Annotated in this window: 19 protein-coding genes and 1 pseudogene; 6 read left to right on the top strand and 14 right to left on the bottom strand. The window is 58.2% G+C overall.

Translation table 11 applies throughout. From position 1 onward, the window contains the following. Positions 1–19 precede the first annotated feature (19 nt). From DLM46_RS11160 to DLM46_RS11135, 6 genes are all read right to left on the bottom strand, one after another. A complete protein-coding gene (locus DLM46_RS11160; RefSeq protein ID WP_115100819.1) occupies positions 20–1,393 on the bottom strand; it encodes a beta-barrel domain-containing protein in 1,374 nt (457 codons plus the stop codon). Further along, the gene (locus tag DLM46_RS11155; protein ID WP_115100818.1) at positions 1,371–3,965 is read right to left on the bottom strand and encodes an FHA domain-containing protein; all 2,595 of its coding nucleotides are present in this window, start codon (positions 3,963–3,965) and stop codon (positions 1,371–1,373) included. Before DLM46_RS11155 ends, DLM46_RS11160 begins: the two co-directional genes overlap by 23 nt. A 303-nt stretch (positions 3,966–4,268) precedes the next feature. After that, complete coding sequence (locus tag DLM46_RS11150) at positions 4,269–5,681, bottom strand: efflux transporter outer membrane subunit (protein ID WP_115100944.1); 1,413 nt, start codon at positions 5,679–5,681, stop codon at positions 4,269–4,271. A gap of 331 nt (positions 5,682–6,012) precedes the next feature. Next, positions 6,013–6,297 (bottom strand): hypothetical protein, encoded by a 285-nt coding sequence (locus DLM46_RS11145; protein ID WP_115100817.1) that lies wholly within the window; start codon positions 6,295–6,297, stop codon positions 6,013–6,015. Between the two features lie 305 nt (positions 6,298–6,602). Beyond that, a complete protein-coding gene (locus DLM46_RS11140) occupies positions 6,603–7,037 on the bottom strand; it encodes a DUF4399 domain-containing protein (protein WP_115100816.1) in 435 nt (144 codons plus the stop codon). A gap of 53 nt (positions 7,038–7,090) precedes the next feature. Next, the gene (locus DLM46_RS11135; protein ID WP_115100815.1) at positions 7,091–7,588 is read right to left on the bottom strand and encodes a DUF4399 domain-containing protein; all 498 of its coding nucleotides are present in this window, start codon (positions 7,586–7,588) and stop codon (positions 7,091–7,093) included. Positions 7,589–7,957: 369 nt separating this feature from the next. On the opposite strand from DLM46_RS11135, the pseudogene DLM46_RS41235 reads away from it, so the two are divergent. Both DLM46_RS41235 and DLM46_RS41230 read left to right on the top strand, forming a co-directional pair. Next, a pseudogene (locus tag DLM46_RS41235) lies at positions 7,958–8,740 on the top strand (caspase family protein); the annotation flags it as partial. Beyond that, positions 8,726–9,916, top strand: a complete 1,191-nt coding sequence (locus tag DLM46_RS41230) for a formylglycine-generating enzyme family protein (RefSeq protein WP_425273980.1) — start codon at positions 8,726–8,728, stop codon at positions 9,914–9,916. The pseudogene DLM46_RS41235 and the gene DLM46_RS41230, both read left to right, overlap by 15 nt. A gap of 31 nt (positions 9,917–9,947) precedes the next feature. Here DLM46_RS41230 and DLM46_RS11125 read toward each other — a convergent pair whose 3' ends face one another. Next, on the bottom strand, positions 9,948–12,101 hold the full coding sequence (locus DLM46_RS11125; RefSeq protein ID WP_115100813.1) for a serine/threonine protein kinase: 2,154 nt from the start codon (positions 12,099–12,101) through the stop codon (positions 9,948–9,950). Between the two features lie 670 nt (positions 12,102–12,771). On the opposite strand from DLM46_RS11125, the gene DLM46_RS11120 reads away from it, so the two are divergent. The 4 genes from DLM46_RS11120 to DLM46_RS11105 all read left to right on the top strand — a co-directional run bounded on the left by DLM46_RS11120 (position 12,772) and on the right by DLM46_RS11105 (position 15,781). After that, positions 12,772–12,990, top strand: coding sequence for a hypothetical protein (locus tag DLM46_RS11120; protein WP_115100812.1), 219 nt, complete (start codon positions 12,772–12,774; stop codon positions 12,988–12,990). A gap of 458 nt (positions 12,991–13,448) precedes the next feature. Beyond that, on the top strand, positions 13,449–13,733 hold the full coding sequence (locus DLM46_RS11115; RefSeq protein WP_115100811.1) for a DUF3303 domain-containing protein: 285 nt from the start codon (positions 13,449–13,451) through the stop codon (positions 13,731–13,733). A gap of 38 nt (positions 13,734–13,771) precedes the next feature. Next, positions 13,772–15,385 (top strand): MFS transporter, encoded by a 1,614-nt coding sequence (locus tag DLM46_RS11110; RefSeq protein WP_115100810.1) that lies wholly within the window; start codon positions 13,772–13,774, stop codon positions 15,383–15,385. A 186-nt stretch (positions 15,386–15,571) separates the two neighbouring features. After that, positions 15,572–15,781 carry a hypothetical protein gene (locus tag DLM46_RS11105; RefSeq protein ID WP_244306076.1) on the top strand — a complete coding sequence of 70 codons (210 nt, stop codon included), beginning with the start codon at positions 15,572–15,574 and terminating at the stop codon, positions 15,779–15,781. A 378-nt stretch (positions 15,782–16,159) separates the two neighbouring features. Here the strand turns inward: DLM46_RS11105 and DLM46_RS11100 are convergent, their stop codons facing one another. The 7 genes from DLM46_RS11100 to DLM46_RS11070 form a co-directional block, all read right to left on the bottom strand. After that, positions 16,160–17,050, bottom strand: coding sequence for a glycosyltransferase family 2 protein (locus tag DLM46_RS11100; protein WP_244306073.1), 891 nt, complete (start codon positions 17,048–17,050; stop codon positions 16,160–16,162). Positions 17,051–17,080: 30 nt separating this feature from the next. After that, positions 17,081–18,280 carry a hypothetical protein gene (locus tag DLM46_RS11095; RefSeq protein WP_115100808.1) on the bottom strand — a complete coding sequence of 400 codons (1,200 nt, stop codon included), beginning with the start codon at positions 18,278–18,280 and terminating at the stop codon, positions 17,081–17,083. A gap of 4 nt (positions 18,281–18,284) precedes the next feature. Further along, positions 18,285–19,385 (bottom strand): glycosyltransferase, encoded by a 1,101-nt coding sequence (locus DLM46_RS11090; RefSeq protein WP_115100807.1) that lies wholly within the window; start codon positions 19,383–19,385, stop codon positions 18,285–18,287. Further along, complete coding sequence (locus DLM46_RS11085) at positions 19,382–20,599, bottom strand: glycosyltransferase family 4 protein (protein ID WP_115100806.1); 1,218 nt, start codon at positions 20,597–20,599, stop codon at positions 19,382–19,384. Before DLM46_RS11085 ends, DLM46_RS11090 begins: the two co-directional genes overlap by 4 nt. Before the next feature lie 76 nt (positions 20,600–20,675). After that, positions 20,676–22,208 (bottom strand): flippase, encoded by a 1,533-nt coding sequence (locus DLM46_RS11080; RefSeq protein ID WP_165847951.1) that lies wholly within the window; start codon positions 22,206–22,208, stop codon positions 20,676–20,678. After that, the gene (locus tag DLM46_RS11075; protein ID WP_115100804.1) at positions 22,201–24,444 is read right to left on the bottom strand and encodes a polysaccharide biosynthesis tyrosine autokinase; all 2,244 of its coding nucleotides are present in this window, start codon (positions 24,442–24,444) and stop codon (positions 22,201–22,203) included. The genes DLM46_RS11080 and DLM46_RS11075 overlap by 8 nt, the downstream gene beginning before the upstream one ends. Beyond that, positions 24,441–24,902, bottom strand: coding sequence for a low molecular weight protein-tyrosine-phosphatase (locus DLM46_RS11070; RefSeq protein WP_115100803.1), 462 nt, complete (start codon positions 24,900–24,902; stop codon positions 24,441–24,443). The genes DLM46_RS11075 and DLM46_RS11070 overlap by 4 nt, the downstream gene beginning before the upstream one ends. Between the last annotated feature and the right edge of the window lie 45 nt (positions 24,903–24,947).

Here is a 24,947-nt window from a genome sequence, read left to right as displayed (position 1 = left end):
TGACGTGTGATCTGCGCCATCAGCCCGCAATCTGTCTGAACGGATCCAGACCGAGGTCGATCAGGCGCCGCTCGCGTACCACGATCTCCGCGTTCGCCGTCATGCCGTAGCGCAGCGGGTAGCGAGTGTCGGCGATCTGGTAGTAGTTCTTGTCGAGCGTGACGCGGCCTTCGTACACGGGTTGTTTGTCCTGCGACGACGGCTTGGTGGCCGGCGAGATGTAGGCAAGCGTGCCGCTGATCAGCCCGTAACGCTGATACGGGAACGCGCTGAATTTCAGCTTCACGGGCAGACCCTCGTGCAGAAACGCGCGGTCGTGTTCGGCGATTTCGATCTTCAGCACGGGCCGGGCATCTTTCGGTGCGATGCCGCCGAGCGGCGCGTTCGCCTGGATCTTGTCGCCCGGTTGGGTCGAGGTCACGTCGGTGATGACGCCGGAGACCGGCGCGAGGATCAGCAGGAAATTGTCTTTGTCGATGTTCTCGAAGCGGATTCGCGCCGCGGCGTCGGCTACCAGCCGCGCGCTTTGCAGTTGCAGGCGCGCCTTGTCTTCCGCGTCGGTGATATCGCGTACCGCCGAGTCGTACTGGAGCTGCAGGTCGGTGGCCTGCTGGCCGCTGGTTTCGAGTTGCGCGTGGGCCTGCGCATATTCGTGGCTCAAGCGGAAATCGAGTTCCGCGAGTTTCGATTGCGCGACACGGTAGGCGTTGTCCGCCTCCATCGCCGCGGTGCGCTTCTGCTCGACCTGAAGTTCGGCGATGCCGCCGCCGCCCGGCTGCGCGAACAGACGCGAGTACCGGTCCAGTTCCTGGCGCGCCGCTTCGCGTGTGCGGCGGGCGTTGTCGAGCACGCTGCGCGCTTCGTCGAGTTCGGCTTTCTGCCCTTCGGCGAGCTTGGTGGTGCCTTCGGAGACGCGGTTTTCGTGCAGGCGCGCTTCCACTTCCATCTGCGCCTTGAGGGCGGCGGCCTTGCGCTCCATCAGCGCTTTCTTTTCGGGGAACTGCTTCCAGTCGCGCTCGGCGTCTTCGAGTTTGAGCTGCGCTTGCAGCGCGTTGCTGGCCGCTTCGATCGCACCGCGTGCGTTGAGCCGCGCCAGCACATCGCCCTTCTGCACCGGCTGCCCTTCGGCGATATACAGATCGGCAAGCTCGCCGTCGATCGGCGCATAAATGCGGCGCACTTCCGATTCCGGCGACAAGGTCCCTTGCGCGCTGACGATCACGTCCGCGCGGCCGACGAACGACCACAGCAGGCCGGCCACCACTAGCGCGACCATCGCCCAGATCAGCGCACGGGCGAGCCGCACCGGTTCGGCGGTCAGGATCGCGATGCCTTCGGCGCTGTGATCCTCCAGCGCCTCCGACAACGGTCTAGGGTGACTGTCGCGCTTCACTCTCTTCGCCTCCGATCAACGCCAGCTTCGCCTTCAGCAGCCCGGGGTCCAGCACCATGCGCAGCTCGGTCAGCGAGCGGCGTTGCAAATCCGCTTCGGCTTCGATATCCGCGAGCAGCCGGTCGAAGTCGGCGGGATGATCCGCCTTCAACTGCGTATAGATGCGCATGCCCTGTTGCGCGGCGGCCTGCGCATCCGACAGCAAACGCGCTTCGCTGCGAAAGCCGGCCGAGATGCCCGCCTCGAGCCGTTGCGTGCCGCCGATCGACCCATTCGCGCGGTATTGCTTCCAGAGGCTCTGCGCGCGCTGCAGCAAATCCTGCGCGCGGGCCAGCGCCTTGTCGTGCAGCGCCGCGACGTCCTTCCTGATCGCCTCCACGAACCACGCGTCCGCGCTCGCATCGAGGCTGGCGTAGAACGACAGCAGGCGTTCGTCGTAGCCCTTGCCGCCACGGGTTTTCTGCAAGTCGGCGAACTGGTCGAGCAGCGCTTTCTTGTGCGCCTGCTCCGCCGCGAGCACGTCGGACCACGGACCGGCGGGCATCGCCTGCAAACCGGCCAGCGCCTGTGGGCCGTCGCCGCGCAGCCACGCCGCGCTCACGGCGTCATGCCGCTGGATCACGTCCGCCGAAGGCAAACGGCTCGCGGCCAGTTGCTGAAACTGCGCCTGGAACGGCGGCGTGCTGAAATGCACCGTCTTCAGCAAAGCCAGCAGCGGCGTCAGCTGGCGGCCGAGCGCGGCGTTCAGCACATTCGCGTATTGGCGCAAATCGTCGCGCAGCCGGTCAAGGCCGGCAAGACGCGGATATCGCTGCGCGTAGTCGTCGAACGCCGGCGGCAAAGCGTCGGGTTTGTCGCGCGCCAGTTCGGTGCGGATCGTCGCGTTGAGCCGGTCGATCGCGGCGAGGTACACCGAATCGTCGCTCTCCAGTTTGCGCAGATGGCTCAGCGCCTGCGCGTACGGCTCCGAAAACATGGGCACGTATGACGCAATGCGGTCGAGCGCGCGCTGGTGATTTTTTGCGTCGTCGTCCCAGCGCTGCAGCAAGCTGCGGATGACGGACTCGTCCGCGTACATCCTGATTGGCGCGTCCACGCCGCCCCGCCCGACCACGAAACGCTCCAGATCGCCGACCCATTGCAATTCGCCGACCAGCGCAGCGGCGTCCGCATTGTTCGTGCTCAACGATTTCATCTCCGCGAGCCGCGTATCCGCCTGGTCGAACTGCGCCGTTTGCAACGCATTCAGCCAGCCGGGGACCTTCGCCTTCAGCAGCGCTTCGCTCGCGAGCGCCTTGATCTGCGAATCGGCGGGATGGTGCGTCAGATAGCTGTTCGCCGCCGCGACCGCACTGGAGTATTCGCCGCTTGCCAACAGGTTTTTCAATTCGCGCTCCGATGAGCCGCGCATGTAAAGCGTCAGCGCCAGGGCTATCAGTACGGCGGCACCCGCGCCGCCCCACCACGCCGCGCGCCGCACCACCGTGCGCTCGCCGCCCGCGAAGGCCTCGCTGAGTTCGGCCGCCACCAGACGCCAACGCTGCGGCCTGCCCTTCGCGGCGCCGCCCGTACCGCCCGTCCCGTTCCTACCGTGTGCGCCGTGCGTGCCGCTGGTTCCATGGGCGCCGTTCGCCCCGCCGCCGGTCGCGTCGCGCTTCGCATGCGCCGGCGCGGCCTGGGCCGCCTCGTTGACTTCGTCTTCGCGTTGTAGTCCCGGGTCGACGCAAAAGATATCGAGGAATGAATGTGCGGCGGCAACGAACGTGGTCTTGTCGGTATCGGCAGCTTCGTCGATGGCGGGAGTCAGAGATAGCTGGGTCACGGTCGGCTCGACTTCAGGGGGCTGTTGCAGCGTTACCCTGTAGACGAAGTGGTCGCCGCCAAATGCAACGACGTCGCCGTCGGCAAGGGGTTGCGCCGACTCGTCGAGCCGCTTTCCGCCGACGAATGTGCCGTTGGTGCTGCCGAGGTCCTCGACGTACAGCTCGCCGCCCTTCAGAAAGATGTGCGCGTGACGCCGCGAGATGTAGTTGACCTGATGCGGGTAGCGCTTTTTGTAGCGCGAGAAGATCTCGTCCGCTTTGCTGACGAGGAACGGAAACGCTTTCACGTCGATCGGCTGAAGGCCGAGGTCGTCACGCTGCGGCACCAGCAGCAGGCCAGGCGCCGGCGCGGCACTGGCGGTGGCCACGATCCGCGCGCGCGGCTCGATGCCGACGCGATAGCAAAGCTCGCCGCCGAAGCACACTTCGTCGCCGGCACGCACGCGGGCAGGCGTCGTTCGCACCGCGATGCCGTTCACCGTCGTACCGTTCTTGCTGCCCAGGTCGGCGACATAGACAGCGCCGTGCTCCGTGAAAATCCGCGCGTGCCGGCGCGACAGGCGTGTGATCCGCTCGGCCGGATAGTCCGTAAACGGCGCCTCGCTGCGCCCGATGGCGAACAGGTTGTCGACGATCCGGATCGCGTCGAGCGCGGGACGCTGCGCGGATGCAACCGGCGACAGCACCACGTCGAACAGCGCGTCGAGTGTCGTGCGCACCTCAGCAATCGGAGCTTCGCCGGCGTTCATTTTGTCTGGATCACTAATCGTTTACCCGCTGCGGAGAAAACGCGATGAAAACGGCGGAAAAGGACGACGGCGGATAGATCTTGTGCGAATGAGCCGCATGGAGGCCGGCCCTTTAACGATTTTAAGTCACGCATGGCGAGTGTCAATTTTCAGATCATCGGTTGCAGAAGCGATAAACGCACGGCGTGCAGCCTGAATTCCACGCGCCGCATGCAGCGCGGTTGATCCACCGATTAGCTCAGCGTTCATTTACTTGAGCCCCTATCTGCGCTTATCCGCCCTTATCTGCCCTTTACTTATCCTTCATTTATCCTTCACTTGCGCCTGCACGTCGACGCTCGGCCAACCGCCGCCCAGCGCTTTATAGAGCAGCACGGTGTCGGACAGAATCAACTGATGGTTGGCAAGCAGTTGCTGCTGTGCTTCCAGCAGTGTCCGTTCGGTTTCGAAGACTTCCAGCTGCGACACGACGCCAAGACGCAATTGCGCCTGGATCTGATCGGCGACGATTTGCAGACGCGTCACCTCCTGCTGCAATTCCACGCGCTGCGCCTTGTGCGAGTTCAGATTGACCAGCGCGTTTTCCACTTCCTCGAACGCGCCCATCACGGCGACGCGGTACTGCTGCTCGGCCACCGTCGATTGCGCTTGCGTGACCTTCACATGCGCTCGCACGCCTGGATCGAGCAGCGGAATGTTGATGCTCGGCATGAAACCGAACGTGAACGATTTCAGCAGGTCGGTCAGGGCGAAGCTGGCGGTGCCGCCGTGGCCGGTCAGGCTGATGGTAGGCAGTTGCGCGAGCTTGGCCTGGCCGACGAGGTCGTAGGCTTCCAGCACTCTGAATTCGGCGGCCACCACGTCGGGACGACGCGCGAGCAGTTGCGCCGGCAAGCCGTCCGGCACGGACGGCAGTTGCACGCGTTGCTGCAAATGCCCTTTGGGCAGCTGGAATTCGCCCGCCGGCACACCGACCAGCGTGCTGAGCGCGTTGTTCGCGAGATCGCGCGAGCGGCGCAGTTCGAGCAACTGGTTCGTCAGGCGGTTGATCTCGGCTTGCTGGCGCAACACCTGGGTATGAGGCACGAGACCGCTGCGGCTCTGGCCGTCGTAAATCGTGAGAATCTGCCTGTTCGTGACGAGCGTTTTCTCCTGCTGCTCGATCTGGTCGTCGAATTGCAGGATCTGGAAATAGGTGCTCGATACGTTCGAGACCAACTCCAGATAGCCGGCGCGCCAGTCCGCCTCGCTGGCATGGAACTCGGCTTTTTGCGCCTGCACGCCCTTCTCCACCTTGCCCCAGATGTCGATGTCCCAGTTCACCTGGGTCGCGACGTTGTACTGCTTGGAGAAAGTCTGACCGGTGGTTTTCTGGAAATCGGCGCCCGCGCCGAGATCCATGGTCGGCAATGCGCCGGCTTTTGCCTCGCCGATCTGCGTGGCGGCGACGTCGATACGTGCGGCCAGCACCTTGATGTCGAAGTTGCCCGCGATCGCTTTCGCGATCAGCGTGTCCAGATACGGATCGTGGAAGCCTTTCCACCAGTCGGGTTCGATGGTCGCAGCAGCCGACACCGGCGCGCCCTTCTGATCCGACCACGATGCCTTGGCCGGCGTATCGGGCCGCTTGTAATCGGGCATGCTGACATCGACACATGCGGCCAGCAGCAGCGCGGCTCCGATCGCGGCGCCGGCTGCGCGCGCCGCCGCGGCCAGGCGGCCCGTATTGGCCCGTTGAAGTGCCGGGCGGCGCTGCACCGGAACATTGAAGAAGCGATTGAAGAAGCGCTGACGGACCGATGAATCAAGCAACGCTGACACGATATTCTCCGATGACGCCGGCTGCGCTGCACGAGCAGAACGCGCTCTTCAAGTAAAGCAGGTCCTGCCCGGCTTCACCATCGAAGCGGTGCAGGAAAGTCGGCGCGGAGATCGTACGGTGACGCGGGGGTCGTGTGAAAAGAACGATTGAATGCGAATTCTTTTTGACGAGCCGCTGTTGCGCGGCCCGCGGAGGCCGGTGAGCCTCCGCGGCGGCCTGCGCCGTTCAGCCGACGTAGATGTTATTGCTCGCGCTCACATGCGGATTGATGTTGGAATCGATGCCGGCATTGAACGCGGCGTTGTTGCCATTCGCATTCTGAATGTTCAGCGTCGTGCTGATCAGTTGCGTGGCCTCGACCCGCTTGCTGTTATTCGGTGCATACACCGGCGCGAAGCTGAAATACGACGGAAACGGGTAGTCGTAGCCAAAGCCGCCGCGCACGGCGCGCATGGCCTTGCCGTCGAGTTGTTCGGTAATGGACAGGTCTCTGATCATCAGCGTGTTCATGGTAATTCTCCTGGAAGAAAAACAGCGCAGTCTCGCGGCTGAGTTCAAGCAATTTGTTTGCTCGAGCGTCACTCACGCATGCGCTGTGCCAGGTATGTTTTCCGATCCTAAGAAAGTCGCAGAAAGGCGGGAGATAAAGGCCAGGCGGGAGGCAGTCCCGCTAACCGGATCGGGATGGCGACAAAACGGCAAAGAGGAGATGGTGGATCGCAACCAACAACGCACGCTGTGGTGTTGGCCGAACCGAGACACTGTGAATCGCACGGTGCACGGCGCGCGGTGACGCGGCGCGCCGCGTCACAACCTCAGCGCGCAATAACCGTGATCTTCTTCGAATAGACCGGGGGGTCGTGCGGAATGTGCATGTCGTCGCCCATCAGCAACTGCAACGTGTGCTTGCCGGGCGGCAGTTGAATCGTCGTTTCCGTCTCGCCCGCGCCGAAATGCAGATGGTTGCGGTCCGAGGGAATTTCCTGGTCCATCGGCGGCAGATCGGTATCGATCAGCAGGTGATGGTGCCCGGTCTTCGGAAACTTGACGCCCTTGGGCGCCACGCCCATGTAGCGCAAGCCGAACCACACGCGAAACGGCTTGTTGGCGGGCACCACCTGGCCGTCGTTCGGATACCCGATATAGACATGAGCGCCGGCCGGCGAAGGCGTCGGGCCGCCCAGAGCGAGGCCCGGCGAGGCCAGCACAGCCAGTGTCACAAGCGCCGCGATCGCGATGTTCCTGTACATGAAAGGCTCTCCGTCCAGACGGACCCATTTTGAACAACCAGGTCGCGCGAGTCTTATTGCACGTTGATGGTGATCTTCTTCGAATACACGGGCGGCACATGCGGCACATGGTTGTGGTCGCCGAGAAGGAGTTGCAACGTGTGCTTGCCCGGCGGCAACTCGATGCGCGCGTCCGTTTCGCCGGCGCCGAAGTGCAGGTGATTCCGATCCGATGGAATTTCCTGGTCGAGCGCCGGCAGATCGGTGTCGATCAGCAAGTGGTGATGGCCGCTATTGGGAAAAACGATGCCCTTCGGACACACGCCCATGTTGCGCAGCCCCATGCGTACCCACAGCTTGCCGCCGTGAATCACGGCGCCGTCCGGCGGCCAGATGATGTATTCCTCGGCGCCCGGCGGAGAAGCTGTTTGCGCGGCGAGCGCGGATTCTGAGAGCGGCGCGATGCCGAGCAGGGTGACAAGCGCGGCGAAAAAAACCGTACCAAGAGCGGCGGATCGCGCGAACACCCGATGCCGCGGGTTGAGCACGCCGAACGTGACTGTTATTCGCATTGCGCACTCTCCCGAAGAGTGGCCCGGGCGTCTCGTTGCTCGAGGCGAGGGCCGCGCGCTCCGGCTGTCTTTTGCGGACGCACGCGTGGTCGGACGGCCGCGGCATGCAAAGGCCGTGCTGCGTTGTTACTTGGTGATTTAGCTTAGGACGTAACTTGCCAAAAAGAAACGCCACATTCGTTAACCGTATAACACGTTGACCACAAGCTGACGGTTGTGACGTGCGAACTGCGTGCTATCGTTGTTCATAGATTGTCTACGGATGATCGATAGCGGCGTCGATGTTCCGCCCTATGCACTCCAACGGCCGCCGCGGGCGTCGCGGCCGTCGAATAGCTATGTTCTGTCCGGAACAAACAGGATTTGAATATGTGGCGAATATTCCTGCTGGTGTGCATGGCCGGGGCAATTCAGGCGCATTGGGGTCATGCCTATGCCGCAGCGCAGCGCGGCGGCGGCGTAGACCCCGGCGTTGCAGTTGTGACCGCCGAACCGACGGACCACGTCGATCCCCGTCGTGTCGCGCTCGTGATCGGCAACGGCGCGGATGGCCGCTACCCCGATCAGGTTGGCGAGAACGCGCCGCGCGATGCGCTGGCCATGCGCGACCAGCTGCGCGCTTACGGCTTCGACGTCATCATGCGTATCGACGCGACACCGCAGCAGATGCAGCAAGCCATCGCCGAATTCCGCCAACGTCTGCATGCGGGCGGCGTCGGGCTCTTCTATTTCGCGGGACATGGCATGCAAGTCGGCGACGAGACGCTGCTGATTCCCGCCGGCATCGACACACGCTCACCGGCGCGACTGATTGGCGAAGGCGTCGACTTGCGCAGCGTGTTGCAAGCGATGCGTGCGCCGCGTGCCGATCCGCTCAATCTCGTGATCCTCGATACGTGCCTGAGCAATCCGTTCTCGGCTCCCGCAAAAATCGCTACGCCTGCGCTTCCCGGCAATACGCTAATCGCTTACGCAACAGCGCCGGGTGGCTTCGCGGCGGACGGCGCGCGTCATGGTGTCTATACGGGCGCGCTGTTGCGTGCCCTTGCCGACGCGCCGTCGCAAGACCTTCATGAGCTGTTTCAGCAGGTCGCCGTAAAGGTTCGCGAGAACACCGGCGGTAAGCAAACGCCATGGATGACCTCGTCGCTTGCCAGGGCTTTTCACCTGAATGTGCCTGTTTCCAGTGTTGCGGCTGCGCAGTTCGCAGCCGCCACGCTCGTTGAGCCGGTTGTCGTGCTGAAGAGCCGCGGCATCCTGCCGAAGGACAGCAGCGAGCAATACGAAATCACCTTCTGGAATTCGATCAAGGACAGCAACTATCCGAGCGACTACGAGGCCTATCTGAAGGCCTATCCGAACGGCCGCTTTGCCGCGCTCGCCCATGCGCGTATCGACCGGCTGCGCGCCGCCGCGCCGTCGAGCGCGCCCGCGCCTGCACCACCAGCCGCGCGGCCGGCCGCGCCTGCCAGTGCAGCGCCGCAGGAACATCCGCGCGCGGCGGTCCCGCCGACACCAACGGCGCCTGCTGCCACGCCTCCAACCGTACCGTCAGCCACGCCTTCGGCCGCGCCGGCCGCCGCGCAAAGACCCTCGGCACACCCGTCGAACGCCAACGAGACCCGGGATTGCGCGACCTGCCCCGTCATGATCGCGGTACCGGCGGGCTCGTTCTCGATGGGCAGCAGCACCGACGACCCTTCCGAGAGACCCGTCCATCACGTGACCATCGGCGCGCCATTCGCGATCGGTAAATACGAGGTGACGGTCGAGCAATGGAACGCGTGCGCCGACGCCAACGCCTGTCAAAAGCTGACGCCCGAAACCAATGCCAACAAAAGCGCACCGGCCCGCGACCTCAGTTGGGACGACGCGCAGCAGTACGTGAGATGGCTCAGCAAGGTGACCGGCAAAACGTATCGTTTGCCCACCGAGGCGGAATGGGAATACGCGGACCGCGGCGGCACCACCACGCAATACTGGTGGGGCGACCAGATGCGCAAGGGCAACGCCAATTGCAAGGATTGCGGCGAGCCGTGGCACAAGGAAGGTCCTGAGAGCGTGGGTTCGTTCGCGCCGAATCCGCTCGGCCTGTACGACATGAACGGCGGAGTCTGGGAGTGGGTCGGCGATTGCTGGCACAACTCCTACCAGGGCGCGCCCACCGACGGTCGCGCGTGGGATACGCCAGGCTGCGACATGCGCGTGATTCGCGGCGGCTCGTGGCGCGAAGGCTCGAACTACATGCTCAGCGCGACGCGCTTCAAGTACAGCGCGGGCGTGCGCCAGTCGCAGGACGGCTTCAGGGTGGTCAAGGAACTCAAGTGATCCGGGTGCCGCGGACGATGTCGCCCACGCATCAGGGCGTACGCGGCTTCGTCGTGATCTGGGCGAAATCGGCGACGATATGATCCTGACCGTACTTGCCGCCGATTTGCGCGAGACGCGTGTCGAGCGCACGCAGATAGTCGGCGTGTGCTTCGCTCTCCGGTCTCGGCTTGTCGAATAGCGGTACCGGCGTAATCAGCAACACCACCATTTCCGTGCCGAACGGCTTCGAAATGATCCAGTCGCCCGCGCTGCCGATCGTGGCGGCGTAGCGCGGCGGCGCCTGATTGTCCTTCGCGCGCGGGCTCGGCACCATGTGCACAACGCTGCCGTCGAGCTGGTAGTAGTCGAGGTTCACGTACGAGTCGTAAGCGGGGGTCGTCACGTCGACCACGAGCGGATCGCCTTCGCTCAACTGCCCGCCAGGCGGGCGCACATGCAGCCCCGCGACGTGGCCGCCCTGCCAGTTGCGAACCCAGTACGGCGCGAGCGCTTTGATCGCGTCGCATTTGTCGTCGGCGAGCGGCTCGACTTCGAGCGCGAGCGTATCCACGCCCGGCAGCGCGGCCAGCGTGTCTTTCAGACGCGCCGCGCCGTAGCGTTGCGAGACGTAGCCGCGAACCGTCAACGAATGGTCGTGTGCCGAACCGGCCAGCGCGGAACATGAAACCTGCGCCAGCACCGGCGCCACGGCGGCCATCGTCAGCGCCGGCTTGGGCACGGGTGGCGGAGGTTGCGCGGCGGGCGGCCCGGCAGTGGGCGGCGATACAGGCGAGATAGGCGTGCTCGCCACCGTCGCCGCGGACGGCGGCGCCGAACCTGCCTGCACCGCTCCCTCCTGTGAAGCTGTCGTCACCGGCTGTGTTCCGCTCTGGCGATCCGGCGCCGACCGGAACGCGAACACACCGACCACCACCGTGCCCAACACAGCCAAACCCGCGAACGCCACCTTCACCAACGTCCCCGACTTTTCCGCGCGCGCTTCGTTGTCGAACTCCGCGATGAAGCGCACTACGCTCGGCATACGTGTATTGCGATCGAACGAAAGCGCCGCGCGCAACGCGCGCCACTGTTTCGCGTCGAGGTTGGCGGGCCGCTGCGGCTTGAAATCCGCGCTGCGCGCCTGGGTCGCCGACAATCGATCGAAGGGGTGATGGCCGGTCAACAACTCGTAGGTGATGCAGCCGAGCGCATAGATGTCGTCGCGCGGGTCCGGTACAAGATGCTCCAGCATTTCCGGACTTGCGTACGCGGGCGTCAACGCGCCGAGGCTGCCGGGATCGAACACCGTTGCGTCGCTCTCCTCCTCCGGCCGCTGGAAGACGCGCGCAATGCCGAAGTCGATCACCTTCACTTCGGCGCTGGTCGTCAGGAATACGTTGGCGGGTTTGAAGTCGCAATGCACGAAGCCCCGTTCGTGCGCGTAGGCGAGCGCGCTGCACATGCCGCGCACGATCGGCAGCGCGGCGCGCACCGGCATGCCTTTGTAGCCGGGCGTGCGCAACAGCTGACTCAACGGCTTGCCGGTCAGGTACTCCATCGTCAGGTAGACGATCGGCCCATCGCGGTCGAAGTCGTACACCGTGATGATGTTGCGATGCGCGAGCACCTGCGCCTTGCGCGCCTCGCGTTGCAATGCGACGAGCGAATTCGGGTTGCCGCGGAACTGGAGGTTGAGCACCTTGATCGCAAGATACGGTTTGCGATCCGAAGCTTCGAGCTTGCGCAGATCGAGCGCCTTGTACACCGTGCCCATCCCGCCGACGCCCAGACATTCCTCGAGAACGAAGCGGTTGTTCAGCGTGTCGCCGGTGCCTTTGACCTGATCGTGCCCCGGGGGGTTTATCCCGCCTGCCGCGCCTGCGGAGCTTGAGGCGCTCGACGGGTTCGAGGCGCTTGCGGAACTCGCGGACGGCACCGATGGAATCTCGACCCTCGTCTGCACGCCGGTTTCCTCGCCGCCGGCCGCCACATTCGAGACGCGCAACTGTTCGATCCGCCGCCGCACTTCCGCGTACAGATCGTCGGGCAGCGGGGTCTGGCGATGTGCCGCGCCGAGCATCTCCAGCAGCTGCGCCTGACCGAGCCCTTCGGTCGTCAACGTGCTGTCGAGCTGGGCGACGAACTCGTCGCGTGACAGCTCGCCGCTCTGAAAGTCGCGAATCACATGCGCAAGGCTAGCCATTTTTGCGAAGCGCCGCCGCTGCCGTTGGACCGGATCGCATACGAGCGAAGCCAGTCGGACTGATAAAGAACCTGTCGTAACCAGTTACATGTGCCGCTTCGATACTAGCGCCGGACCCATGCTTTCGCAAACCAGGATTGCCCCGCTGCGGGAGCGCCGTACCGATGTCGCGACACAGAAACGAACCTGGCACAGCCCATGCGTTAGCGACACTCGGGCAAACAGCTTGCTCGAACCCAATGTGGCGTTCGCAATGGGTATCACTTCGACGATCAATCCCTGCGTCACGTCGAACGACGACATCGAGGTGTAAAGCATGACGGAGCGTCGCGCCCAGGCCGGCAAGTCTGCGCGCTTCGCTCCGATCACGCCAGTCTTCCGCGCACCTTTGAAGAATCACCATGTCATCCCTCATGATTCGCGATCTGTCCCGCACCCGCGAGCTCGACCGCCACGCGATGTCGGCAGTGTGAGCGGCGGCAGCGTGCCCGCTTGTGCCGATCACTCTCGTTCTCAGCAGGCGGGCCGCAAGCAGATTTCCTATACTGATAGTGCGAGGAGACCTCCGCACACGATAACGACTCAAACCCGACGCAAACCGAGCGGCAGCCGAAACATCACACCATTGAAGTGGACCGGCTGCCGACTCGGCTATTTTTCTGGAGCCGTCATGGCAAAGCTCGTCATCAAAGACCTCACTGACAGTGTCGAACTTGACCGCCAGGCCATGGCTGCGATTGTCGGCGGAGCGCGGATCGGGGCACGCTCGAGTTTTGCTGCGCAGCCGGCGCCGGGTTCGCCGCGCGTCGTCGAATATCCACCGGGTTTTCCCGCAGCCCACCAGGCAATCGCCGACACGGCGGCGCCGCGCAAGTTGTCGCGCGGCTAGACTCCGGTTGGGACTTTCGCAGTAACGGCACGCGCTCGATGCGCGTGCCGTTTTGCGTATGTTCCCCTCGCGCTTGTGCTTCCGGTTACGCACCGGCAGGCTCGGGAGTACCGCCAGGAAATCCGTCGTCCTTCCTGTAGGACGCGCGAGGTGCCCGTAATTGGAAACGAAGCGGGAAACGAGGCGGGAAACAATGCGCTTCCCACGCTTTGGCCGCGGAGGGCGCATTGTTCAATAGGCCTATTGAATGTCCGTGTGCGGCGACTATAGGCGCTGCACCGTCAACTATGATGGTTAAGACGCCACGCGGTCTTATGCCGCTCGCGAGCAGCGCGTGTTCGAGCCGCATGCTGGCGTAGAAGTGTCGCGACACACGTCATACATGTGCGCCACACGACGCTCGCAACGATGGCGGCCCGCCACGAGCCGGCATCGCCAATTCAAATTGGAGATCCGCAATGAAATTCATCGTGCAGTGGAACGGACAGCCGTCCGCCGAACAATCCGTGATCGAACGCTTCATGAAAACCGGCGGCAAGGCACCGGAGGGCGTCACATTGCTCGGACGCTGGCACGCGGCCGGCGGCTTGCACGGCGTCGCGATCGTCGAAGCGGACGATACGCGTGGGCTTTCGGCGATGGCGCTCGAATGGGGCGACCTGTTGTCGCTATCCGTCTCGCCGGCCATGACTGATGAAGAGCTGGGTGCTGCGCTGGCCGCGCACCAGGCGGCACGCAAGTAAGCCCGCTGCGCCCGCGTTTACTTTCCGCGGGGCACACCATGACTCCCGGTCAAGCCGCGTCGCGTCCCAAAGGACAACTCCTGCCGTTTCGCGAATCGTTGCTGGCAATGCTCGGCATTGCCTTCGTCGCGATGCTGGTAGCGCTCGACCAGACCATCGTCGGCACCGCGTTACCGCGCATCGTCGCCGATCTGAAGGGCTTCGATCTGTACGCGTGGGTCGCGACGTCGTACATGCTCGCGTCGGTGATCACCATTCCGATCTTCGGGCGGCTCGGCGACCTGTTCGGCCGCAAGCCGTTTCTGGTCGCAGCCATCGTGTTGTTCACCTGCGCGTCGGTGCTGTGCGGCCTCGCCACGAGCATGCTGCTCCTTGTGATCGCGCGTGGTGTGCAAGGCATCGGCGGCGGCATTCTGATCGGCACCGTGTTCGCCACCGTCGCCGATCTGTTCCCCAATCCGAAGCTGCGGCTGCGCTGGCTCGTGTTCGTCACCTCCGCGTTCGGCATCGCCAACATGGTCGGCCCGACGCTCGGCGGATTGTTGACGCAATATGCCGGCTGGCGGCTGGTGTTCTTCGTCAACGTGCCGGTCGGACTGGTCTCGCTGCTGTTCGTGCAGCGCTACCTGCCGCCGCTGCGGCATTTGCGGCATAGCGGCCGCGTGCGGCTCGACTGGCTCGGCGCGTTCGTCGTCGCTGTCACGTTCGGCTCGCTGCAATTGCTGATCGAGTTGTTTCCGAGGCAAGGCTTCACCACGATGACGGTCGTGCTGGGCACCGTGACGGGAATCTGCGCGCTGATACTCTGGTTGTGGGAGCGACGCATTGGCTACCCGATCATTCCGGTGGACATGCTGATGGATCGCAAGCTCTCCCCGCTCTTCGCGATGTCCGTGCTCGGTGGTTTTGCGCTGTTTTCGCTGGTGTTTTACGTGCCGTTGCTGTTTCAGGGCGGCTACGCGATGTCCGCGCACGACTCGGGCATGCTGATCACGCCGCTGCTGCTCGGCACCACCGTGGGAAGCGTGGTGAACAATCGTATCGTCACACGAATCCGCCGCGCGAACGCGATCATGTATGCGGGTTTTGCGCTGTCCGCGCTTGCGTGTCTGAGCGTGGTCGCACTTCGGGGCACAGAGCCGCATCTGGTATGGATGTCGTGCATGGGCCTGAGCGGACTCGGGCTCGGACTGGTGGCGACCAGTTTGACGATCTGTTCGCAGCAGATCGTCGCGCGGGACCACCTCGGCGCCGCCACCGCACTGCTGCAATCGCTCCGCACGTTCGGCGGCATGCTCGGCACCGTGATGACGGGCGCATTGCTCGGCCACCTCTACACGCGCGGCGTGCATCGGTCGCTGGATTCGTACCAGGCTACGCAGTGGTTCAAGTCGTTCGCGAGTCCGGAGCTGCTGGTGGACCGCGCCGAACAGGCGGCGTTGATCAATCGGCTGGTGAGTGCCGGCCATGCCGGCGACGCGATGATGAATTCCGCGCGCGATGCGCTGGTGCAGTCGATCCATATCGGCATTCTGGTGGCGGGCGCGGCTGCGCTGACCGGGTTGTGCCTTGCGTGGTTCGTGCCGCCAGTGCGAATCACTTATCCGGATGTCGAGCTGATGGCGGGCGGGCAGGCGGAAGCGGACACTTGAGAGACAGTGATTTGACGTTTCGGCCCGCCATTGATGGTTAGAAACCTTGACCGTTGGATTTTGAGTTTTTATCATCGCGCGTCGCCGCTTGCGGGCGCTATCCCTGCGCATATGTTTTCCGCCGGGCGCACGGTATAACAGGGGCCAAAACCAAACAATGAGGTCTGCGGGGTTGTGGGCATGACAATGGATGAAGACATTGCGCATGTGGCGCGTGTGATGGTGCCGTCGCTGAGCGCGTTCCGCGGTGAGCCTGTGCTATCGCCGGCCTATTGGCGTAGACGGCTTGAACAGTTTCTGGATGTTTTCCACCTGACCGATTCGCAGGTTTCTGCGGTGGGGAGACTGCTCAGGGAGTTGGACCGGTTTGAGGCGGAGAGGCGCCTGCCGGAATAAGGCGTTGGTTTAAAGCATAGGCCTACCGTGATAATCATTGTGCGCGCGGCCCGCCGTGTTGCGTGCTTGTAAGCAGAGGCATCTCCTTCTTGCTCTGTCGCCGGTTCACCAAACCAAACGCGGCAACGCTTTGTTTCCGTCCTCCGGCACTGGGTTTGCGAACTACCTGACCACATGCTGTTGGCCTGAGCGTATCCATGATTTTCACCGCATGGCTACGCGGAAAAGTTGTCGTACGGATGGACGTGTTCGCGCTGTCCGACAGGGCACGGGCGAAATCCATTTTCCAGGCGGTCATCCTGCTTCCTGCGCACGTGCTCCATCCGGTCGCGACTGACAAATCGATGTACTGCACCAGGACACGAGTTGTTTCGCAATTTAACGGAGTAATCCATTGACGCCCGGTGGTCTGGTAAGCGGCAATCGGAATTTCTTTTGAAAATGCCAGAGACTGGTTATGTGCCGTCTTGCAGCCCAATTAAGGATTCCCGACGACGACTGGCGCTGATGTTCATGCGTGAGTCGGGCGCCCGGCACACAAAGCACACGAAAGCCTGCCTGCCATACCCTTGCACAAAGATCAACATCCTCCATATATAGAAAATATCGTTCGTCCATCCCGCCAAGATTCTCAAATAGCTCCCGCTTGACAATAAATCCAGTGCCTATTACCCACTCGGCCTCGAACGGTAGCCCGGGAATCCAAGCTGTGCGCATTAAATGCTCATCATTTCTTCGCTTAAATTTGGCAAGGCGTCCGAGCGCCGAGCGCCTGCCTACAATGTCAAGGAGGCTATAAAAGCGCCTGCCTGAGTACTGCCGTTCACCGTCTGGGTAGACCAGATCGAGCCCAACCAATCCAACATCCAGATGATCACTCAGTAAAGCAAGGGCTTTCTCCACGCTACGATCGACGAAATAGGTATCGGGATTCAGTACAAGCACATACTCCCGGAGGCAAGCGATCATGCCGATATTGACACCAGCTCCGAAACCACGGTTTACAGATGCTCGAACTACCCGGACGCCCGCTGGGAGTTCCGCCTTTAACCGAAAGAACGAATCGTCTGGCGAGGCATTGTCGACAACGACAATGTCCTGCCTTTCCGCAATCGATAGGTCCATTAACGACCGCACGCAATTTAGCGTCAACCTCCAGGTGCCAAAGTTGACTATCACCACGCTCATACCGCAATTAACATCCATACCACCCCCGGGATTTTTAATTTCTAAATATGAGTATTTTTCGTATTTTTCAATTTCGACCAATATATCAATCGATCCTCACTCCATCCAATCTCATCGACAAGTCTTTGCACCTCCGGATATAACAGGCAGGGTCATAAAAATGAAAACAAATGGAATAACCTCAATAGATTGATAGAAAAACGTCTGAAGCAGGCAAGACCAGACACAGCATCTGACTACTCGATTTGAATCACTGATCAGATTAACAATGGATGCAAGCATTCCGTAGTAAATCAACGCCCCTACCAGACCGATATTTAGAATCTGCTGCAAAAAACTCGATTCCACAACGCCAAACATGTTCTTCGCTGACTCAGATGCCGAATTCGTGACAAGTCCGAAATACGACCCAGTGAAAATATTCTCGAAGCCGAGCATATTCATGCCGCTCTTCCAAACACTTAACCGCTCATCATTTCCCTCAGAACTTATACTGCCGGCATTCATCAGTCTTTCCAAACCAACACTAAAGACGTTTTGTTTGTCAAAACTTTCACCAGCAGCAGCCACAAGTACCGAACAAAGCAATGCCGCCGCAACCATTTTCGGAACGAACCCCAAAAAATATTTACGAAATCCTTCTTTAAATAAAATGAAAAATACCGTAGCCAAAATGATTAGCAGCCCGCTCCTTGATAGACTCACAAAAATCAATGCCGCAATGGCAATTCCACACGCTAGAAAATTAATTTTTCTTGTCTGAAAATATTGCGAAATACATAGCGAGCCAACGACGGAGAGAAAAAGCGGGTAGTGCAAGTAGCTCCCGGTTAACGAAGGAACACGAAGATTTTCAAACCCGAATGTGGATCCAGGTAGATCCACCGCGAAATTACCGGTCTGCTGCGCAATCGCTACAACGCCCAAAAGTACGGCTGCGACGATTACCCCGCGCTGCGCGATATCGGATCTGACAAATCCGCGGTATTTATTAGATACGGTATAAAGATAAAGGAACGCCGTAAAACACAGCAAAAACAGGTAGTTTGGCCCGAATTCTCCCCATTCCGCCACCGTAACCAGTATGGAAGCGCACGTCAAAAGAGTTAGGGCGGCACCGGCTGCCAATACAGTTCGACCATACGATCGAAAATGCTGACGTAATGCGACCGGCGAAATATTCAAGCCGAGCAATCCAATAATGCCGCCTACTTGCAACACATAAGCGAACTCCTTCCCGAATCCGAATTCCAGAATGCCACGGCTGACGGATAAAAAAGCCGCGGCCAGGTATAGCAAGGTGGGGATCATTTATTTACTCACCAAAGGCCGAGCCATCCCGAACGAACGCGGCATGTCCGTAATGTAGTGATTCGATCACTTCGCCAAAACGCTCAAGCCCGCATACCGTCAACAAATTACCGTCGTACTCGATGCCCTCTGCTCCGACGGGTGTTGAAATCACTGGGAGACCTGCAGCCAGCATTTCCAACGTCTTTAGCTTTACGCCGGCCCCCGATATCAAAGGCACGACACCAATCTGCGCGGCCCGAAAATACTCTGACGGATCTTGTACAAAGCCAGTCACGCAGATTGAATCGCTTCGATAACCAGTCATGCGGACAGTTGGACTCGAACCGACGATAAATAATTTAAGAGGGACCCCCTTGCGAATCAGCGGCATGAAAGTTGACTCGATAAAACCAATTGCCGCCTCTTCATTTTCTATTCGACCCATTGCCCCCCAAAAGAGGATGTTCCCTGCCTTTATCGTTTCCTGCGTTCGATTTATGCTTGAAAAAATGCGCGGCAAAATTATCGGCATAATTTCAACAGACTTAACACCCGCGTACATGGAAGAAATCAGATTCTTATCTTTTTTTGATAGAACAAATATTTTGTCTGCAAGCGAAAACAAGCGTCCCTCTAGATCAAACGTCTGTTTTGCAAAAAAATTCCCCTCAGGGCCCGTCCGCCGCAGTACCAGTTGAATCTGTACGTCATGAACACCAAAATGCAATGAAATGTTTGAGCCAAAACGACACCGCAACTCCTCCGCGTAAATAAAAGTCTGCGAGAATTCCAGTCGAACAACTTCGTAGCCACGCTTACTTACCAAGTCCGAAACAAATGTTTCGACCGATCTCTCATAACGGGAAAAAAACCGCGGCGCGACCTTGAAGGCAAATTTCAACGCGTTATGCAGCGCGCTCAACCGCTTAACAACTTTGACGTATACATTCTCGACACCGTGAGGAAGGCGTATGTCGTCAGTGGAAATTTCAGTACGCGAAATTATCAAAACGTCGACGGTTGCTTCTGCACATAGCTTTTTTATGTATTCATACGCAAGGCGATGTCCCGCTTGCGGCGCATTTTCTTGCGGCAAGAATGGCACGACAAAGAGAATATTCATGACGAAATAGTTCCCAGTTCCGAATTTTTCAAAATGTCGAGTTGAAACAGGTTTTCGTAGCAATCTAACATCCGATCGATGTCTATCATTGAAGACACAGAATCTCTCGCATTTTTCGCGAGATGCACCCTCAGAGCATGGTCGTCGCAAAGCGTCTTCATGGACATACTCAGGGAATCCGGTATTGCTGAAGTGCATAAAAGTCCGTTTTCACCGTCTCGTATGATTTCAGGAAGTCCACCACTGCTAGCTGCAATTACAGGGATGCCATGCGCGCATGCTTCAATCGCGACCATACCTAATGGCTCTGACCAGATAGATGGCACAATACATACGTCAATTTCGGAAAAAAACGTAGCTGAATCCATATATCCGACAAAACGTACGCGTGGGTCGCTCACTTTATTTTTCAGCTTATCTGCGTAGTCACCTTTTCCAGAGCCTGCGATCGTTAAGGAAGCGTTACCATTCAATATCGAAAACTGCTCTAACAACCATTCCACGCCCTTCTGCCTGGCTAGCGTTCCGATATAACCAAACCTGACCGGCCCACCTTCTTTCAATGGCCGCTCGGCACGACTATTGGCTATTCTCCTGGCGTTATGGATTACATATTTAGGCACTTCTTCAAAAAAACCATCCTTTTTGAATTCCCGCAACACAAAATCGCTGACACCCACAACCGCGCGAACGGCATTCGTAGCCGCAGCATGGCGTCGCCGCATACAACCACATTCGGAGCAATGGCCATCACAACTTTGGCCGCGCGCAAACTGATTGCTTCGCACGCACTTTAAATAAAAATCGTGAAGAACTTGTACGATCGGAATCTCAGCCGCGGTAATTTCATCCCAAACAGAGATAGACCAGTTCGTTAGATTATGCGTGCAGACCAGATCAGGGCGTTCCCGCTCGATCACATCTTTGACATATTTTCTCATCTGCCCGTTGTAGCGATCACGCCAGTGCCAACCCATTCGAATCCATCTGGACCGGGATTCCCTTGTGTTATTCCAGTAAAAATTCTTCACCTCGGCCCGGTAGACCGAAACTCCATTTACGACATCCTTGATTAGCCCTCTATTCGGCCCCGTGCTCAACACGGAAACCTGATGGCCCCGAAACTTCAACCCCTCAACCAAGGATTGAAGGGTGATTTCAGCTCCGCCACCAATGTGCGGTGAATAGAGAGAATTTATAAAAAGAATTTTCATAAGTTTGGCACCAGGAGGCCGTTTTCTTACTAATAGCAGTCCGTCGCTCAGAAGCTGAAAATGCCCCTCGCCAGCATCAGGAGAGCATCTGTTCAGGAGGAGTCAGCTGCAAGTCTTCAGGAACCCGATTTTTTAATCGATAGCATTGAAAAAATGTTGCCACGAAGAACATCACGCCAATGACAACGATCAATTTCCCTAGCCGGCCCGTCAAAAGGATGCCGGCCGCGACGCCAGCGGCGGTTAAAACCAGGAATCCCGCCTGCTCGATCGAATTCCGTCGCACCTCCGGGATCTGCCAACCGACAAGGGCGAACATCGCAATGAAGTCAAATATCATCCGCCCGAGGGACGCGATTGCAGCGCCCTCCAGGCCATAGTTTTTCAAACACCACCATAGTGAAATAGCGTAGAGAGGAAGTTCAACGAGGTGAAGTTTCGCGGCGATCTCAGGTTTTCCTGTGCTCTGTAATAGAGCGAACGGTACACGTGCAACCCCGTTAATATAAAATCCGAGTACGAGCCAGCGGAGAGATGACGCGCCGCGAATCGCAAAGTTACTTCCCAACCAGATCGAAAGCCCTTCTGGCGCAAACAAGACAACAATCACGACTGGTAAGAGCAATCCAACATTCATCGTCCTACATGAATTCGAAAAAAGTTTCGGACGGACTGGCGAATTTGTCGCCCAAGCTGCAGCAAATACCGGAAACAGAACGCTCACGAACGCGTTTGGAAAAATGCCCATTCTGCCGATTATTTCAGCGGGCACCGTATAAAATGCGACCACCGCCACTGAAAGCACTGCCCCAATAACAAATCTATCAAGCTGCTGCATAATCGGACTAATAAAATTACTAATTGCTATCCAAACTCCAAAATCAAACAGAGGCCTTAGCAAAGACTTTTTAAATACACCTTTTCGATTTCCGAGCGCCCCACACGAATGACAAGCCTTCGCATATAAAACTGTAGAAATTAACCTTGCAGCGGCGAGCACGAGCGTTACAACCACCAGGTTTTTTGACCAATTAAGTATGATCCATGGCAATGCGAAGTTCGCAATTCCAAGAAAAAATCTAATCTGATTTATCGCACGGAATTGCTGAAACGCTTCAAGTAAACTTATTAGCGCGGAGGAAATCACGACGAATGGCAAACTTAGAGCCAAAAATAATGCAGCCCCCCTGCCTTCGCCTTGCAACTCGATATTTATTTTTAGTAATGACGTAAGCACCCACGGCGCTCCCAGTGCAACGCCTGCCCCTCCTATAACCGCAAGCGTCACAATCAGGAGCAACGCCGTCACAAGCAGGTCAGGCAGATCTACCGTATTTCTCGTACTAAGCCGGTCTGCCACGAGTTTCGTCAGCGCCCGCCCCAGACCAAGATCAAAGATACTAAAATAGCCGATCATTGCCCATATCAGCGTAAGGAGGCCAAAACGCTCATTCCCAAACCCCGCCACTAATTTTGGGATCGCAAAAAAGGCCACTCCCAGAGGCAACCCCGTCCCCAAGAGATTCCATACGATATTGACAACATAATTAGATCCGGGCGCTGCCGAATCAGTCGGGTCGAGCGTGGATTGGGGGTTACAGCTAATCATTCTTTGGGCCTTGATATGAGTCGTATGCGTAGCTCGAATACCGATAATGTCTGTATCCGTATCCATAGCGTCCGGGACGCGCTTTGAGACCGTTAAATACGATACCTTTTACTACCACCCCGACTTGAGAAAGTCTCCGAATAGACTCGTTGAACTCTCCCTTCATCGTAACGTCTTGGCGCGCCACCATAAAAACCACTGCCGCGTGCCTCGCAAGCACCGCGGTGTCCGCCACTGACAAAACTGGTGGGCTATCAATAAGAACGAAATCGTACCGATCCTTTACGCTGTCCAACAGCCTCGTCAAACTAATTTGCAACATCAACTCCGAAGGATTCGGTACGATGCCGCCAGTAGTTACCATGTCCAAGTTAGGTAATACCTCACACCGCACCACATCTTTAAAACTGCACGAGTTAGAAAGTAATTCCGACAACCCCAAGGATCGACCTATTCCAAAGTACTGGTGGAGATATCCTCTACGCAAATCTGCATCGATTAATAAAACACGATAATTTGATGAGGCAAGTACGGTTGACAGATTGGCGGCAATAAAGGACTTGCCAATCCCCGGCGTCGGCCCCGTGACAAGGACGATATTATTTTCGGTATCTAATAGAGCAAATTGAAGGGCGGCTCGGAAGCTGCGCAGACTTTCGATGGCAGCATCGTTCGGCTCAGCACTGGCGAGCAAAAATTGACCTTTCGCTTGCGAGTGCATTTTTTCAAATAACGACTCCTGTAGCCGGCTTTGCGGGACGACTGCATAAACTGGCAGACCAGTGGCAAATTCCAAATCGTGCGGATCGGTTACCCGTGCAAACAATGCATGCTTTATCCACGACGCTGTTATCCCGGCAAGCAGGCCAATCACCACCGAAAAGCCAATCACCAAGGGACGCTTTGGCTTGATCGGTACTTCAGGGACCATGGCGTAATCGACGAGACGGACGTTACCGATCTTTCCAGCACGGATTAAACGCAATTGCTGAGAGGTGTTCAATAAAGTTGTATACAAATCCGTATTAACCTGAACATCTCGTTGAAGCCGCAATACTTGTTGCTCCAATGGTGGCAATTTACGAGCACTCTCCGCAAGCTCGGCGAGTTGCTGACGCATCTGCGCAATCTGACCATCCAACGCCGTAATCGCCGGATGATCTACGGTAAATCGATTTGCGAGCTCTTCCCGCTTTTGTTCCAACGCAACCAAACTATTCTGTTGCTCAACGGAACGTTGCAATATCGCTGTTGCTTCCTCGCTAATTTCAACCGTCCCGTGGCTTGCACGAAAATTATTGAATTTGTTTTCCGAAATCTCGAGCTTGCTTTTCAGCTCTGGTAATTGATTATCCAGAAATTCAATCGATTTTTCCGCCTCCTCAGTTTTCCTATCAACGTTTTGGCGCACATATTGCAACGCGATTTCATTCAGAATTGAGGTAGTCAGCCGCCGATCGCTCCCATCCAGGCTTGCCTGCAAAATTCCCGATTGCTTTCCCTTCTCTTCAATTCGTAAATCTCTCTGAAGATTTTCGATAGCCGTTAGCCTGGACAATCGAACAAGTTTGAATTTGGCACCGGGATTTGCATGAATTTCGTCAATAATCAGATCAAGTCGACCATCGTCCGTCGCGACGGACAATTTTTTCCCGATTTCACCAGTCACATTGATGCCAAAGCTGGATTGCTTTAGCGTGTAAGCTCCAGGGGCGTCCGCAACAACTACGAATTCCTTATCGTACATAGTTGACGGAACTTCCATCACGGGCACCCTGACTCGTTCCTCCCCCCAGCAAAATCCACCGTATCCAAACACTCCCGGTTTGGAAACTCCCTTTAAATGCTCGGCTAACCAGTGCCCAAAAAACGGAAAATAGACCGGATTAGCGTGTATGTATGTCTTCAGGTTATCTACGGTGCGCGTCACTACCATACGGGAGCGTAATATTTCAATCTCCGCAGATGCCTCAGTTTTGACGTCGAACATCGACGCGACATCTCCCAGGATGTTTTTTGTTGAATTTGGATTGTCTTCGACTTGTATCAGAATGTCTGCACGATAAATCGGAGTTTCCAAAAATGCATACATGGTTGCCACGAGCACGACCGCAAATGCGACCGACGTGATCAGGCGCCAATTATCGTAGAGTGCGTCCAGGTACACGCCTAGCTTCAACTCCTCTGGCACGCTCGCATTGCTCGAAATGTGGTCAGGCAAACTTGTTGAATTCATTGCTCACTCGCAGAATTTTTTTTGTTAGTAAGTCGCGTCAGATTTTTGGCCCAATGCGCGACTCCCTCTTGAATCATCTGAAGGGAATGTCGAAATGCTGCTTCCCCCTTTCGGTAGGGATCGGGAATGTCCGCGTTGGCGAACTCACAAAGTCTAAAAACCTTCCCCTTGCAGACCGGATGCAAGGTTTCAACGAAATTTCGCTGGCCTTCGTCCATAACAATTACCAGGTCGGCGGCGGTTAGCATCCAGGAGGACAGCTGTTGGCTTCGATGATTTGAGATGTCAACTTTCGTTTCTCTCAGCAAAGCGACAGCAGTTTTATCCGCCGCCGCACCGATCACAGCGGCGGTTCCGGCGGAAAAAAATCTGATCTGAGGCATAGCCTTCGCCAACAACGCTGCCGCCATTGGGCTTCGGCAAATATTGCCAGTGCATAGAACCAGAATCGTATTCATCGCGTGAAATTTCTGAGCGCCACCGCGGTGACAAAAAATTAGCAA

Origin of the sequence: Paraburkholderia lacunae (assembly GCF_003353175.1) — a bacterium.
In the GTDB taxonomy this organism is placed as follows: Bacteria; Pseudomonadota; Gammaproteobacteria; order Burkholderiales; family Burkholderiaceae; genus Paraburkholderia; species Paraburkholderia lacunae.
Note: the sequence above shows the minus strand (reverse complement) of the source record. Positions and strands in the feature narration are given on the sequence as shown.

Excerpts from the sequence above, each read along its gene's own strand:
- DLM46_RS11155 (WP_115100818.1), bottom strand. The coding sequence starts at position 3,965 with ATGAACGCCGGCGAAGCTCCGATTGCTGAGGTGCGCACGACACTCGAC.
- DLM46_RS11145 (WP_115100817.1), bottom strand. The coding sequence starts at position 6,297 with ATGAACACGCTGATGATCAGAGACCTGTCCATTACCGAACAACTCGAC.
- DLM46_RS11140 (WP_115100816.1), bottom strand. The coding sequence starts at position 7,037 with ATGTACAGGAACATCGCGATCGCGGCGCTTGTGACACTGGCTGTGCTG.
- DLM46_RS11135 (WP_115100815.1), bottom strand. The coding sequence starts at position 7,588 with ATGCGAATAACAGTCACGTTCGGCGTGCTCAACCCGCGGCATCGGGTG.
- DLM46_RS41230 (WP_425273980.1), top strand. The coding sequence starts at position 8,726 with ATGACCTCGTCGCTTGCCAGGGCTTTTCACCTGAATGTGCCTGTTTCC.
- DLM46_RS11125 (WP_115100813.1), bottom strand. The coding sequence starts at position 12,101 with ATGGCTAGCCTTGCGCATGTGATTCGCGACTTTCAGAGCGGCGAGCTG.
- DLM46_RS11120 (WP_115100812.1), top strand. The coding sequence starts at position 12,772 with ATGGCAAAGCTCGTCATCAAAGACCTCACTGACAGTGTCGAACTTGAC.
- DLM46_RS11115 (WP_115100811.1), top strand. The coding sequence starts at position 13,449 with ATGAAATTCATCGTGCAGTGGAACGGACAGCCGTCCGCCGAACAATCC.
- DLM46_RS11110 (WP_115100810.1), top strand. The coding sequence starts at position 13,772 with ATGACTCCCGGTCAAGCCGCGTCGCGTCCCAAAGGACAACTCCTGCCG.
- DLM46_RS11105 (WP_244306076.1), top strand. The coding sequence starts at position 15,572 with ATGGATGAAGACATTGCGCATGTGGCGCGTGTGATGGTGCCGTCGCTG.
- DLM46_RS11095 (WP_115100808.1), bottom strand. The coding sequence starts at position 18,280 with ATGATCCCCACCTTGCTATACCTGGCCGCGGCTTTTTTATCCGTCAGC.
- DLM46_RS11090 (WP_115100807.1), bottom strand. The coding sequence starts at position 19,385 with ATGAATATTCTCTTTGTCGTGCCATTCTTGCCGCAAGAAAATGCGCCG.
- DLM46_RS11085 (WP_115100806.1), bottom strand. The coding sequence starts at position 20,599 with ATGAAAATTCTTTTTATAAATTCTCTCTATTCACCGCACATTGGTGGC.
- DLM46_RS11080 (WP_165847951.1), bottom strand. The coding sequence starts at position 22,208 with ATGATTAGCTGTAACCCCCAATCCACGCTCGACCCGACTGATTCGGCA.
- DLM46_RS11075 (WP_115100804.1), bottom strand. The coding sequence starts at position 24,444 with ATGAATTCAACAAGTTTGCCTGACCACATTTCGAGCAATGCGAGCGTG.
- DLM46_RS11070 (WP_115100803.1), bottom strand. The coding sequence starts at position 24,902 with ATGAATACGATTCTGGTTCTATGCACTGGCAATATTTGCCGAAGCCCA.